This window comes from Corynebacterium sp. H127 (genome assembly GCF_037482665.1).
GTDB lineage: Bacteria > Actinomycetota > Actinomycetes > Mycobacteriales > Mycobacteriaceae > Corynebacterium.
In genome coordinates this window covers 1-12287 of sequence record NZ_JBBHKY010000004.1, presented here as the reverse complement: position 1 = coordinate 12287, position 12287 = coordinate 1, and the positions used below count along the sequence as shown (strand labels likewise).

The 12287-nt window shown below is 55.7% G+C and carries 18 protein-coding genes, 2 tRNA genes and 1 rRNA gene; 6 read left to right on the top strand and 15 right to left on the bottom strand.

Going from position 1 to position 12287, the window contains the following annotated elements; all coding sequences use genetic code 11:
• Positions 1–2 precede the first annotated feature (2 nt).
• From WG936_RS05345 to WG936_RS12255, 6 genes are all read right to left on the bottom strand, one after another.
• Positions 3–239 carry a hypothetical protein gene (locus WG936_RS05345; protein WP_339572313.1) on the bottom strand — a complete coding sequence of 79 codons (237 nt, stop codon included), beginning with the start codon at positions 237–239 and terminating at the stop codon, positions 3–5.
• A complete protein-coding gene (locus WG936_RS05340; protein WP_339572312.1) occupies positions 236–460 on the bottom strand; it encodes a hypothetical protein in 225 nt (74 codons plus the stop codon). Before WG936_RS05340 ends, WG936_RS05345 begins: the two co-directional genes overlap by 4 nt.
• The gene (locus tag WG936_RS05335; protein WP_339572311.1) at positions 457–654 is read right to left on the bottom strand and encodes a hypothetical protein; all 198 of its coding nucleotides are present in this window, start codon (positions 652–654) and stop codon (positions 457–459) included. The genes WG936_RS05340 and WG936_RS05335 overlap by 4 nt, the downstream gene beginning before the upstream one ends.
• The gene (locus tag WG936_RS05330; protein ID WP_339572310.1) at positions 638–775 is read right to left on the bottom strand and encodes a hypothetical protein; all 138 of its coding nucleotides are present in this window, start codon (positions 773–775) and stop codon (positions 638–640) included. The genes WG936_RS05335 and WG936_RS05330 overlap by 17 nt, the downstream gene beginning before the upstream one ends.
• Before the next feature lie 76 nt (positions 776–851).
• Positions 852–1034 carry a helix-turn-helix transcriptional regulator gene (locus WG936_RS05325; protein ID WP_339572309.1) on the bottom strand — a complete coding sequence of 61 codons (183 nt, stop codon included), beginning with the start codon at positions 1032–1034 and terminating at the stop codon, positions 852–854.
• An 83-nt stretch (positions 1035–1117) separates the two neighbouring features.
• Positions 1118–1360, bottom strand: a complete 243-nt coding sequence (locus WG936_RS12255; RefSeq protein WP_445227935.1) for a helix-turn-helix domain-containing protein — start codon at positions 1358–1360, stop codon at positions 1118–1120.
• 78 nt (positions 1361–1438) lie between these two features.
• On the opposite strand from WG936_RS12255, the gene WG936_RS05320 reads away from it, so the two are divergent.
• The 3 genes from WG936_RS05320 to WG936_RS05310 all read left to right on the top strand — a co-directional run bounded on the left by WG936_RS05320 (position 1439) and on the right by WG936_RS05310 (position 2632).
• Positions 1439–1858, top strand: coding sequence for a helix-turn-helix domain-containing protein (locus tag WG936_RS05320; RefSeq protein WP_339572308.1), 420 nt, complete (start codon positions 1439–1441; stop codon positions 1856–1858).
• On the top strand, positions 1842–2249 hold the full coding sequence (locus WG936_RS05315) for an ImmA/IrrE family metallo-endopeptidase (RefSeq protein ID WP_339572307.1): 408 nt from the start codon (positions 1842–1844) through the stop codon (positions 2247–2249). The genes WG936_RS05320 and WG936_RS05315 overlap by 17 nt, the downstream gene beginning before the upstream one ends.
• 137 nt (positions 2250–2386) lie before the next feature.
• Positions 2387–2632, top strand: a complete 246-nt coding sequence (locus WG936_RS05310; RefSeq protein ID WP_339572306.1) for a hypothetical protein — start codon at positions 2387–2389, stop codon at positions 2630–2632.
• A 136-nt stretch (positions 2633–2768) separates the two neighbouring features.
• Here WG936_RS05310 and WG936_RS05305 read toward each other — a convergent pair whose 3' ends face one another.
• From WG936_RS05305 to pgm, 5 genes are all read right to left on the bottom strand, one after another.
• Complete coding sequence (locus WG936_RS05305) at positions 2769–4118, bottom strand: tyrosine-type recombinase/integrase (protein ID WP_339572305.1); 1350 nt, start codon at positions 4116–4118, stop codon at positions 2769–2771.
• A gap of 179 nt (positions 4119–4297) precedes the next feature.
• A tRNA-Ala gene (locus WG936_RS05300) sits at positions 4298–4370 on the bottom strand.
• A gap of 174 nt (positions 4371–4544) precedes the next feature.
• Positions 4545–5267, bottom strand: a complete 723-nt coding sequence (locus tag WG936_RS05295) for a thioredoxin domain-containing protein (RefSeq protein WP_339565004.1) — start codon at positions 5265–5267, stop codon at positions 4545–4547.
• Positions 5268–5305: 38 nt separating this feature from the next.
• The gene (locus WG936_RS05290; RefSeq protein WP_339572304.1) at positions 5306–5785 is read right to left on the bottom strand and encodes a MauE/DoxX family redox-associated membrane protein; all 480 of its coding nucleotides are present in this window, start codon (positions 5783–5785) and stop codon (positions 5306–5308) included.
• Positions 5786–5840: 55 nt separating this feature from the next.
• The gene (gene pgm, locus WG936_RS05285; protein WP_339572303.1) at positions 5841–7502 is read right to left on the bottom strand and encodes a phosphoglucomutase (alpha-D-glucose-1,6-bisphosphate-dependent); all 1662 of its coding nucleotides are present in this window, start codon (positions 7500–7502) and stop codon (positions 5841–5843) included.
• A 287-nt stretch (positions 7503–7789) separates the two neighbouring features.
• On the opposite strand from pgm, the gene WG936_RS05280 reads away from it, so the two are divergent.
• The 3 genes from WG936_RS05280 to WG936_RS05270 are packed head-to-tail and all read left to right on the top strand — an operon-like array spanning position 7790 to position 9832.
• On the top strand, positions 7790–9208 hold the full coding sequence (locus WG936_RS05280; RefSeq protein ID WP_339565007.1) for an alanine/glycine:cation symporter family protein: 1419 nt from the start codon (positions 7790–7792) through the stop codon (positions 9206–9208).
• 1 nt (position 9209) lies between these two features.
• Complete coding sequence (locus WG936_RS05275; protein WP_339565018.1) at positions 9210–9527, top strand: fluoride efflux transporter family protein; 318 nt, start codon at positions 9210–9212, stop codon at positions 9525–9527.
• Positions 9524–9832 (top strand): fluoride efflux transporter FluC, encoded by a 309-nt coding sequence (locus tag WG936_RS05270; protein WP_339565008.1) that lies wholly within the window; start codon positions 9524–9526, stop codon positions 9830–9832. Before WG936_RS05275 ends, WG936_RS05270 begins: the two co-directional genes overlap by 4 nt.
• A 79-nt stretch (positions 9833–9911) precedes the next feature.
• On the opposite strand, the gene WG936_RS05265 is transcribed toward WG936_RS05270, so the two are convergent.
• The 4 genes from WG936_RS05265 to rrf all read right to left on the bottom strand — a co-directional run bounded on the left by WG936_RS05265 (position 9912) and on the right by rrf (position 12279).
• Positions 9912–11294, bottom strand: a complete 1383-nt coding sequence (locus WG936_RS05265; RefSeq protein ID WP_339565009.1) for a GntP family permease — start codon at positions 11292–11294, stop codon at positions 9912–9914.
• On the bottom strand, positions 11291–11818 hold the full coding sequence (locus WG936_RS05260) for a gluconokinase (RefSeq protein WP_339565010.1): 528 nt from the start codon (positions 11816–11818) through the stop codon (positions 11291–11293). Before WG936_RS05260 ends, WG936_RS05265 begins: the two co-directional genes overlap by 4 nt.
• Positions 11819–12001: 183 nt before the next feature.
• Positions 12002–12074: transfer RNA gene (locus WG936_RS05255), tRNA-Ala, on the bottom strand.
• Between the two features lie 87 nt (positions 12075–12161).
• Positions 12162–12279 (bottom strand): 5S ribosomal RNA (gene rrf, locus WG936_RS05250).
• Between the last annotated feature and the right edge of the window lie 8 nt (positions 12280–12287).

Genomic DNA, 12287 nt, shown 5'->3' with positions numbered 1-12287 from the left:
GTTCATCGGAACCATCTCCCAGAAGATTGCTCAGATGCTGATGCTTTCGGATTCGTCTTCAGTTGCTGAAGCTCTTGATCAGCAGCAGTGATCTGCATATCGAGAGCCGTCACAACACCTGACGCTTTCTCAGCTGCAACTGGTGCAGGGACACCTTGAGTGCGCCACAGGCGGTAAAGATCGACCTCGATCGACTCCATTGCGCTGCCGACCTTTTTCTCTTCAAGGGATGCGCTCATGGCCGCTCCCGACGATCAAGCACGTCATGGCCACCAATGCGTTCTCGATAGCTCGATGGGTGGCGACGGCGCGCGACGTCACGGCTCCATGACAATCCGAGCATTTCATCAATCTGGCGACGTTGATCCTCCATCCGCTGGGCGACAGTCGCGTAGTCCACGATTAGCCACATCAGCAGGAGGTACAGTCCCAAGATGGAGATCCACATTAGGGCGGTCATGATTCGTCGACTTTCGGGGAGTAGACGCCTACGGCCTCGGCCAAGGCCGTCAGGTCCGCGTCTGGATCGTCAATGGTGGACGGTGCTACGATATTGGTGCAGGTGTCGTTATGTACTTGCTTTTCCTGTGGAGTGGCTGCTCCACAGGATTTCTTTTTGCCTTGGTTCATTTCGGTATTAGAAGCGGAAGACATGCTTCTGTTCCTTCCTGCGCTTGGCGGGTACCGGAGTCTCGGAGTTCCCGAGCTTGATTTCAATTAGTGCGAGCGCATAAGCGATAACCGCCAAGGCTCCAATGAAGATGAAGAAGGTCATTCTTTGGACTCTTTCTTTTGCGGCTAGATGACTGTAATGAGTTGGGTGAGCATGTACTTCGTTGTGATCCTCGGCATTAGGCGACCTTGTAGATGCCGTCTGCGACAAGGTTGTTGACATCTGAGGTGCGGTAGACGATCTTTCGCGGGGACAGTCGGACCTGGCCCAAGCGCCCTTCATTCACCCACCTCCGGAGAGTTGATCGTGAGATCCGGAGGTGACCCTGGACCTCGGCACCGGTCATGAATTTTGGAGACATGGCTTGCCCCTCTTTCCTTGTTTGAGCTCGTGCGGCTTCCCCTCCGCACGAGCAAGCTTTGCTGGGATTGGCCTTACGTAAAGTCAGGCGGCAGCGGCTCGCTCTGCTTTTTGCACCAGACCCGAAACGCTAATGTTCAGCATTCGTGTGACCGCAAACAGCTCGTCGACGGTGAACGACCTATGCCCTTTAACGCTCCGTCGCAGCGTTGATATTGGGATTCCAGTTGTCTCTGCGACCTCATTCACACTGATTTCCTGCCGTGCCAATTCAGCCCTTACCTCTGTTGCAATTTCCCGAGAGCGGGAACTTAGTCCATTTGGCATATTTCCAACACTAGTTCAACTGGAATATTTGGTCAAGTCTATTTGAACTTTTTTAGCCAATGGGGAATAATTGCCGATATGAGTCCAGAAAAGAAGGCAACGATCGAAGATTTTGGATACGCCGTCGCAAGGCAGCTAACAGCGCGGCGCGCCCACCAAGGTCTGACGCAAACGCAGCTAGCGGACGCAACCGGAATCTCCCAGAGCCAGCTTTCAAAACAACTGCGCGGACTAAGGGCAATCAACATGGATGAACTAGCCCTCATCTGCCATGCGCTTCACATTGACATGCTCGAAATTATTCGATTGGCCGAAGCCGAGATCGCCGCAAGTCAAGCAAGCAACGTCCTCCCCTTTTCTCAACGACCGGACACCAGTTCAGGCAATTCCGAAAGTGACATCGAATTCGCTGCGGAAGCTCGACGAAAGCGCTATGTTGCTTTACACGCCGAGGCAGAGCCCGAGATGGGAGACGACGATTATGGATCCGGAGCTTAAGCTCATAAGCGAAGCCGAACTTCTCAAAGTTGAGATTGAACCCGATCGGCTAGGTTACCTAGAAGAAGGTGACCTAGCCGGTTTTTTCCCTGAGATACGCACAATCTTCTACCAACCTTGGCTAGGGCCACGCAATCGCATATCCTCCATCGCCCACGAACTGGGACATGCCGCACTTGGACACATCGTTGATCCTCCCGAGTGGTTACACCCGCGGCAAGAAAAAGAAGCCGATCTATGGGCAGCACGATTGCTCATCCGAGAGAATGATTACATCGCCGCCGATCATCATTGCGATGGACATCCCGGCGCGATCGCCCAGGAGCTGGGTGTGACACGTCGCCTCGTTCTTGCGTGGCGGACGTTTATCGAAAGGGAGATGGCATCTTGAGACGGCTGGTAGCGGTCGCACTTTTGGCGGTCACATTGACCTCCTGTGCCCAAAAGGATTTCAAATCAGAGGCTGAAAAGGAGGCTGCTTACGATCAGCATATGTGCGCCTCGCACAAAAGGACTTCTACTGAGGCGATGATTCCTTACCTCCAGCTCCAGGATGGCCTCGGCAATATTCCAAAGAGCGACCGCGCTGAGTACAGGGATACGCTCCTTGCGATGCGCTCTACCCCCACACTGGAAAAGGTTTTGGATAACGACAAAGATGGCAGATGTTCTGGGTGGCTTTGGCAATGGACGCAGTCCCAGCCTGACTACAAGGATCACTATGCGGACTTCACCTTCGAGAAGGCTCAGTCGGAGGGGTTGGTTGGAAAATAGTTACAAGGTGCAGCCTTTGACAGTTTGGTCTATCCTCATGAATGTCTAGGCGAACCCCCGCCCTAGACCACGCCCCGCGCCCCGTACCTCCCCCGGTACTGAGTGGCGCGGGGCTTTTAAAATTCTTACCTGTTGGTCATGTTACAGATCGTCTCGACTGATTCCGGCGGGACGCCAAATCAATCACGTTATCCGACAGCTGGAAGACCTCCTCCGCCGCCGTCTGAATCTTTCCGCTGTCAGAACTCGTCACTAACTCGATGTCCCCAGCAAATTGGAATGCCTCCTCGCGAGAGGGCGTATCCTCTTCCATCTGCGAAGCTGCTGACGCATCCAGCATTTCCCCGACGGCGGCCAGGCCTTCCATGCGATGCGTCTCCGAGACGCGCATATAGATCTCTGTGATGGTCTTGAGGTCAGTCTGACCGAGGATCTGGCCAATGGCCACAGGCGTCATACCCGCCTCCGCGAGAGCTGTATTCATCCACACACGACCGTAGTGCGGGCTAATCTTAAGCCCCTCATGCCCGGCGCGCGTTTTGGCGCGTGAGAGGGCGGTGCGGTAGCTGGTGTCCATGATGAGCTTTCCTGCTGCGGTGGGGCACAGGATGGCGTCTGGTGCGGTTCCGACGGCGTTGAGGTGTTGGCGGATGTCGTGGTGGAATTTGTGGAAGATCGGTACGTCGCGGTAGGCGGCTTCGGTTTTGGCGGTGTCCTTGCGGACCATGCCCACGCCAACTTTTCGGTAGGCGGTTCCTCGGACGTGGACAATGATGGCGTCGCTGGTGACGGTGATGTCCTGGCGGCGCAGGGCGATAGCTTCGCCGATACGCAGCCCGTGGAAGAAAGTGAGAATCGCGAGGATCTTATGAGGTCCTTGCATCTCGTCCACGATGGATTGCATGACCTCTGTCTCGGGCAGCTCTTTGCGGGTGGCTTTGACCTTCTTTCGTGCCATGTCCAGGGCGACGGGGTTGAGCTGGATGATGTCGCGATCGACGGCCGCATTCATCGCGGTCTTGAGTCGGCGGTAGGCGTGCTGGTTGTAGACCTGGTGCCCGAATTGGGCGGTTATCGCATCCCACCATTCGGCGACGTCGCGGCGACGGAGGGATTGGACTGTGATGTCGCGGAGACGGGCAGCCTTGCCTTCTACCTTGAGGATGCGGCGGTCGATGGTCGCTCGGTAGTCCTGCAGTGTAGAGGGCTCTAGATCGCCCTCGCGGAGGGTAAGCCACTGTTCGATCCACTGACCGACCGTGAGAGCCTTGTCGTCGCGGGTGAGGGCGCGGGTCGCGGGCGGTGCCCACTCCCCGAATTCAATGAGCTTTTGTTCTCGGCGGAGCCATCCCGCGGCGTCATCATAGGTGAAGAAAGTCTGCGGTGCCTTGTGCATTCGCCCATCTGGCCCGATATAGCGGGCACGGTATTTGCCTGAGGGTAGCTCGTCAATCTGCCCGAAGCTTCGCCTGGCGCGCTTAGCCATATCCTGCTCCATTTCGTGGGGCTTTCGTGGGAGATCAGCCCCTTCGTGGGGCTTTCGTGGTGTTCGAAAGAATCCCTATGAACCCTTATGAACCCATCTGAACACTAACACCCGTGCAGGTCAACGGCCTAGCAATGACGAAACCCCACACCAGATAGGGTGTGGGGTGTTCGAATAAGTGGAGCTAAGGGGACTCGAACCCCTGACCCCCACACTGCCAGTGTGGTGCGCTACCAGCTGCGCCATAGCCCCATAAAGCTTCCTTGAGACTACACCGAACCAAATAAACTAAACAAATTGCCTGTTCAAAGGGGTAATTCTTCCGAGTCCAAAACAGATCTGGCGAACGGCCCTGTATGGCTGCCCCCTGCACAAGTACACGCGGGCCCCGAGGAGATACCTCGGGGCCCGCCAATCACACTCTGATTAGGATGTAGCTACTTCTACCCAGTTCTGTAGGTCGTCGATATCCTTGCCGTCCTTGATGATGCGCGGAGAAGAAACCTTGCCGGTCTCAGTCTTGAGCTTTTCTTCATTTGCCTTGAACATGGCCACTGCATCTGCATGATCGGCCGGGGCCTCTGCAATCTTGGTTGCGGTGTCTTCGGATGCACCGACCTTGCGGGCTGCCTCAGCAAAATCTGCCATGTTCCACTTGGAGTAAATGTCCTTCTGCTTCTGCATCAGCAGGTCACGGTAGTTCCAATAAGTCGAAGCATCCTCGGATTGTGCGACCATCATCAGCGCATTACCAGCGCGAGTGGAGTGACCATCCGCATTCCCGCCATCGAGGAAGTTCAGGGTCCGCACATTGACGATCAGCTTGCCAGCATCTACGGCCTCAACCATCTGCTTATCAGTTGCGGTAGCAAGTTCGGAGCAATGCGGGCAGGAAAAGTCTTCGTACAGATCCACTTGTGGGGTGGCGTCAGTAGCTTTGTCTGACTTCAAAACGTAAGCATTGTCCTTCATCTCCATGTCAAAGGAGACTTGAGTTTGCGGTACCTCTTCAGTGACGTTTTCAATCTTGGAGCTCTTACCACTCCAGAAAATGTAGCCCACCACCACTACGGCGATCAGCAGAATGGTCAACAGCGCCCAGAGAAAGCCGTTGCTCTTCTCATTTGGGCTCTTAATCTTGTTACTCACGTCTTGTTAATACCTTTGTTTGTATGGATAGAGATGGCCTAAGGGTGCAATGCAAACTTAGTAAATGGAAACTTTATCGCCCAACCCGCCATCGCCAGGAACAGCAGATCCCTGAGAATCGCCAGCCACAGTGAGCTTGAGCTGCTTGCTTCACCTGCGGAAAAACAACCGCAATTGATCTCCAGGCCTCGAGCTGCCGCAGAGGCAAGCCCGAAGATAAAACACACCATGAACAATGCCGTTATTGCTGCTGCCGGAACAATAAAAAGTCCGAGCAACAAGAGCAGCCCTAGCGCGAGCTCTATTGGCGGTAGCACTGTCGAAATAAGTGAGACCATTTCTGAGGGAAACAGCTCGTAGGCCTGTACTGATTGACGAAAGGCCAGCGGGTCGCTCATCTTTTGAAAACCGGAAATGAGCCACACGAGCGCCAGCCCGAACCGTGACACCGCACTAATCAGCGAAATTCCCAACCGTCGGGAATTGGGTTGATGATCAACAGTCGAGGTCACGGTCATATTCGTCATTCTATTAGATCAGTTTGGGAAAGCCTAGGAGCAACGTCTGCCTCGGCTAGGAGTTACCTAGGACTTCAGAAACCAATTCCTGTGCTTCTTGTTGGACTTGTTTTAGGTGATCGGCACCCTTGAAGGACTCCGCATAGATTTTGTACTTATCCTCGGTACCAGAGGGACGTGCCGCAAACCATGCGTTTTCAGTGGTCACCTTGAGTCCACCAATCGCAGCGCCATTTCCCGGTGCCTCAGTCATTTTCGCAGTGATCGACTCCCCTGCCAACTCCGTGGCGGAGACTTGCTCCGGACTCAGTGCCTTAAGCACAGCCTTTTGCTCTCTGTTGGCCTCAGCATCAGTTCGGGCATACTCCGGAGCACCATACTGTTCTGCCAGTTCTGCGTAGCGCTGGGATGGGGTCTTGCCCGTCACCGCAAGGATCTCCGCGGCCAAAAGATCCAGAATGATGCCGTCCTTATCCGTCGACCAAACTGTGCCGTCATGTCGCAAGAACGATGCGCCAGCGGACTCTTCACCACCGAAGCCCACACTGCCGTCGATAAGCCCTGGGACGAACCATTTAAATCCCACTGGCACCTCGACTAAGTCACGGCCCAATGCAGCAACTACACGGTCAATCATGGAGGAGGACACGAGGGTTTTACCCACTGCAGTGCGCTCCCCCCAACCCGGACGATGCGCGAAAAGGTAATCGATGGCTACCGCCAGGTAGTGATTCGGGTTCATCAGGCCGGCATCGGGAGTGACGATGCCATGCCGGTCAGCATCAGCATCATTACCAGTAGCAATGTCGAACTTGTCTCGGCTAGCAATGAGCGAAGCCATAGCGTTCGGAGAGGAACAATCCATGCGAATCTTGCCATCGGTATCTAACGTCATGAAGCGCCAGGTGGCATCGACCGTCGGATTGACTACGGTCAGGTCAAGTCCATGCGTCTTAGCGATGTGCCCCCAGTAATCCACCGAAGCGCCACCCATAGGGTCCGCACCGATCCGGATCCCTGCCTTCTTAATCGCCGCGATATCGATGACATTTGGCAGGTCCGCCACATAAGAATCCATGTAGTTGTAGGCGGTAGCCCTTTCATCCAACACGCCTTCGACCCGGGTGAGTTCAATTCCTTCGAGCTCCGTTTCGAGCAGCTCGTTAGCTCGCTTGGCGATCCAGTCCGTCGCGTCTGTGTCCGCAGGCCCGCCATGGGGCGGGTTGTACTTGAAACCGCCATCGCGAGGAGGATTGTGGGATGGTGTGATCACGATGCCATCAGCGCGGCGTGGATCTGTTCCCAGCACGCCTCCTGCTAGCTGTGCATTGTGCGAGAGGATTGCGTGAGAGACTGCGGGGGTTGGGGTGTATCGGCCGCGGTCGTCGACAAGCACCTCGATGTCAGTAGCCAGCAGCACCTCTAGGGCGGACAGCATGGCTGGCTCGGACAGGGCGTGCGTGTCCCGGCCGATAAAGAGCGGGCCTTCGATGCCTTGCGACGCCCGGTACTCCACGATCGCCTGTGTGATGGCCAAGATATGGTTTTCATTAAATGCCGAATCAAAAGCGCTACCACGGTGGCCGGAGGTGCCGAATGCCACCTGCTGCTCAGGCACAGACACATCCGGCTCCAAGGTGTAGTAAGCCGTCACCAACGATGCGATGTCGATGAGGTCTTCGGATTTGGCAAGCTGTCCTGCACGCTCGTGAGCCACGTGAAACTCCTTTGGCTGGTGGAAAACTTTCTGGTTACACCTTCCATCTTTCCTGTTTCCGTCCCGCTACGCAGAGCACTGCATATCTCCCCCTACCCCATCGGACGGTGCTTGCCCACCATATTTTCCTGCTATCCCGCCCATCTGGGGGTTTTACCTGCAGGATTCCCGCGAATTTTGGCGAAACGGTTTCAAAATTCACTACCCACAAGGCAGAATGTAATCCAAGTCACCGGTCGCAGCAGAGCTTGGTGTACCTCATTAATTCCATTCGGCGAAAGAATCCAATGTCTGATTTCACAACGCTTTTGGGCGACATCGATACGTTCGTCTGGGGTCCGTTCTTCTTGATCCCCTTGTTGCTCGGCACAGGTCTAGTGCTCACAGTTCGACTGCGTGGATTGCAGTTCCGCACACTGTTCACTGCACTAAGACACGGCCTGATAGACCGCAATGATGGCGACGGCGAAGGAGACATCAGCAATTACCAAGCGCTGACGACTGCACTCGCCGCAACGGTGGGCGTGGGCAACATCGTAGGCGTAGCCACAGCGATTTCTGTGGGCGGACCTGGCGCGCTCTTTTGGATGTGGGTTACTGGCCTCGTAGGCATGGCATCCAAATACTCCGAGGCATTTCTTGGCGTGCGGTTTCGCACAAGTGATTCTGCCGGGGAAATGTCTGGCGGGCCACAGTACTACCTGGAGCGTGGCATCAAGGGGCCACTAGGAAAAATCCTGGGATTGTCTTTCACTCTCTTTGCGATTGTCGCCAGTTTCGGTATCGGCAACCTCACTCAGGCAAATGCCGTTGCTACGGGCATGCACGACGCGTTCGGGATTGCCCCTCACGTCTCCGGGATCATCATGTTTATCTGCCTGGGAGCAGTGCTGCTCGGTGGCATTCAGGCAATCGGAAAAGTGACCTCGGCGTTCGTACCACTCATGATCCTCATCTACATTGTTGGCGCTCTTGCCGTCCTGGCGATTAACGCAGCGAAGATCCCCGGGGCGTTCGCGCTGATCTTTAGCGACGCTTTCACTGGTTCCGCAGCAACCGGCGGCTTCCTCGGTTCCGGCATCATTCTCGCCCTACAAATGGGCGTTGCCCGCGGCATCTTCTCCAACGAATCCGGCATGGGTTCTGCTTCCATCGCCGCTGCAGCTGCGAAGACGTCCCATCCGGTACGCCAGGGGCTGGTCTCCATGACACAGACCTTCATCGACACCCTGGTGGTGGTTACCTTTACCGGTTTGGTCATCATCTCTACTGGCACCTGGAGCCAGGGTAAAGATTCAGCAGGCACCATGACCGCAGATGCTTTCGCCACTGCGTTGCCTGGCCACTGGGGCGGCTCCATCGTGTCCATCTCCCTGGTATTTTTCGCCTTTTCGACGATCATCGGCTGGTCCTACTATGGTGAGCGCTGCGTTGAGCGCCTGTTTGGCCGCCACGGAGCGCTGCCATATCGACTCATTTTCACCATCGTGGTGTACTTCGGTGCCACCACTGAGCTGGAAACAGTGTGGACGCTGGCAGACCTTGCCAACGGCCTCATGGCACTACCAAACCTCATCGGCTTGTTGCTGCTCTCGGGTCTCATCGCCAAGGAAACCCTGGCGTACCTTAAGTTCGATCCGAAGCTGACGGCCTCTCACGAGGATGTCACCGACTACGTTGCACAGGAAGACAACGGCTGGAAGTAGTATTCCAGTTGTGAAGGACTATCTGTGGGTGGGCTGCGGCGCCGCGTTGGGCGCTGTAGCCCGCTATCTATTAGCGCTGCTGTTAGGCCCCAGCGTCTGGGTAATAGTCACGATCAACATCATCGGCTGTTATCTAATGGGGCGTACGCGCCCCGGGCTATTCTGGGGCACCGGGTTTCTCGGCGGCTTCACCACTTTCAGTGCCTTCGAACTCTCCTTGTTTGCTGAGGATCGTCTCATTGTTTTGGCGCTGACGGTGCTTGGCTGTCTGGGGGCTTGGCAGCTTGGCAACGCAGCTTATCGACGGGTCTCGCCATGAGCACTGCGATAGTTCTCGTCGCGCTCGGAGGCATGTGCGGTGGTGTCATGCGCTTGTTCCTGTCTCGCCGGCTGCCGCCCTTGTGGGGCACCTTCTGTGCCAACGTCGTGGCGTGCGCGCTGCTGGGCTGGGCGACTTCCACAGCGGAATCCCCTTTCTTCCTAGCTGCGGGGCTAGCTGGCGCGTTGTCCACCTGGTCTACCCTCGCCAAGGAAGTAGGAACGCTCCCCTTAAGGAAAGCCTGCGTCTACTTGGCACTCACCCTGCTGGCCGGTACCGCAGCGATGTGGATCGCCATAAGCTAGCCTGCTGCTCTGGCATGGCGAAGGCCCGACCAGGATACTTCCTGGTCGGGCCTTTAGGATGGACGTCGAGAAGCAGCGACTAAACCACCAAGCCGAGCAACAACACAGACAACAGCCCGACGATAGACAACACGGTCTCCATGAGAGACCAGGTCTTGAATGTCTCACCGATGGTCATACCGAAGTACTCCTTCACCAGCCAGAAGCCAGCATCATTGACGTGTGAGAGGAATACCGAACCGGCACCGATGGCCAGAACCAACAAAGCGATGTGAGTATCCGTCATTCCGGCAGCAGCTACCGGGGCCATGATGCCGGCGGTGGTGATGGTGGATACAGTGGCGGAACCGGTAGCCAGACGAATCGCTACGGCTACCAACCAACCAGCTACCAACGGGGAAAGGGGCGCCCCCTGAATCCATGCACCAATGACCTTTGCGACGCCAGAATCTACGAGCGTTTGTTTGAAGCCACCACCAGCGCCAACAATCAATAGAATGCCGGCGATCGGGGCGAAGGAGCCACCGACTAGATCCGAAACTTCCTTCAGATTCTTACCTGTAAGCAAGCCAAGTACCACCATTGCGTACAGCGTTGTGATCAGCAAGGCCACCAGTGGGCTGCCGACAAAGCCGAGCGCCGTTCCAATCAGAGACTTAGGCTCGACACCAGTGGTTTCAGCAACCGTATTGGCCAGCATCAAAACGACGGGCATCAAGATGACTGACAGCGCGGTAGTAAAGCTTGGACGTGCCTCGCGCGGAATGGCATGCTTGGCATCAAATGTGTCTGGTGCCTGAATCGGAACCCACTTAACCATGATCTTTGCCGCAATTGGGCCGGAGATAATCACCGTCGGGATGGACACCAACAAGCCAAATCCCAGCGTCAAGCCAAGATTCGCCTTCAGCGCGTCAATTGCAATTAGCGGACCAGGGTGTGGCGGAACCAAGCCATGCAGTGCGGACAGACCTGCGAGTGCCGGAATGCCGAGCAAGACTACGGGGATCTTTGTGCGGCGAGCAACCAGCAACACCACCGGGATGAGCAGCACTAGGCCGACCTCGAAAAACAACGGGATGCCAATAATGAATGCCAGCACTGCCATGATCCACGGCAGCTTCCCCACGGAGGTTCGATCCAAGAAGGTATCTACGATTTCATCGGCGCCACCGGAGCTGACGAGAAGCGCACCAATGATCGCACCGAGCGCGATGAGCACACCGACGCCGCCAACCGTTGAGCCCAAACCTGAGCTAAACGACGTAAACGTTTTAGTCAGCGGGATGCCTGCCGTCAACGCAAGAGTGGCTGAGCCGAGCATCAGGGAAAGGAATGGGTGAATCTTGGCCCAGCTGATGAGCAGGATGATTACTGCGATACCCAAGCACGCTGCAAAAATCAGTTGGGAGCTAGGGGCGTTTGTCAAAGGGGCGGTATCTGCCGCTAGAAGTGAGATCATTTCTGTGAATCCTTCCGTGCAGCGAGTTCTGCAAGAACGGTATCGACGATATCCGCGATAGGACGGGCAATATCGACGGTGAAGCCGTCTTCTGCAGGTGCAAGCGGCTCTAAGGTAGCAAATTGGGAGGGGAGCAACGTAGCAGGCATAAAATGTCCTACTCGAGACGACATCCGCTGTGCGATGAGGTTCTGGCTTCCTGAAAGATGGACGAACACTACGTCGCCGTCGGCTTGTGCCAAAAGGTCACGGTAGGACTGCTTAAGTGCGGAACAAGTAACGATGGTGTTGTTGCCGGCCTTTGCATGGTTGCTCATCCAGCTTCTGAGGGTTTCAAGCCACGGCCAGCGATCTTCATCGTTGAGCGCTACACCTAGCGCCATTTTGTCCTTGTTTGCTTGCGGATGGAAATCATCAGCTTCGGCGTAGGGCCAGCTGAGGTGGCGCTCCAAGGTACTAGCGACCGACGTTTTACCGCAGCCACTCACACCCATCAACACCAGATGAATAGGTCGATGGTCCATCGAACCCTCCTTGTTGAACAATTTATGTTCCTATCAGTATTCCCTGTAGTGGGACTGATACCAAAACGGCGAGCAATGGAGCTGAAAAGGGGTGCCACAATCCCCTACTAGAACCACAACAGTGGGGGCGAATCCTCGTGCTATACAGCCCGGACCACCCACTCAATTGTGGTGTTGTTTTTGTGGAGTATAGGAGAATCGAACTCCTGACCTCCTGCTTGCAAAGCAGGTGCTCTACCAATTGAGCTAATACCCCAAAACACACGAAAAACACGCCCCACACCCCACAACCGGGGCATGCGACGTGCTTAACGTGAACATATGTGATTTGTTTAAATTTTTAGGCCGGCGGTGACCTACTCTCCCACACCCTCCCAGGTGCAGTACCATCGGCGCAGAAGGGCTTAGCTTCCGGGTTCGGAATGGGACCGGGCGTTTCCCCAACGCTAACAACCACCGACACAATCAA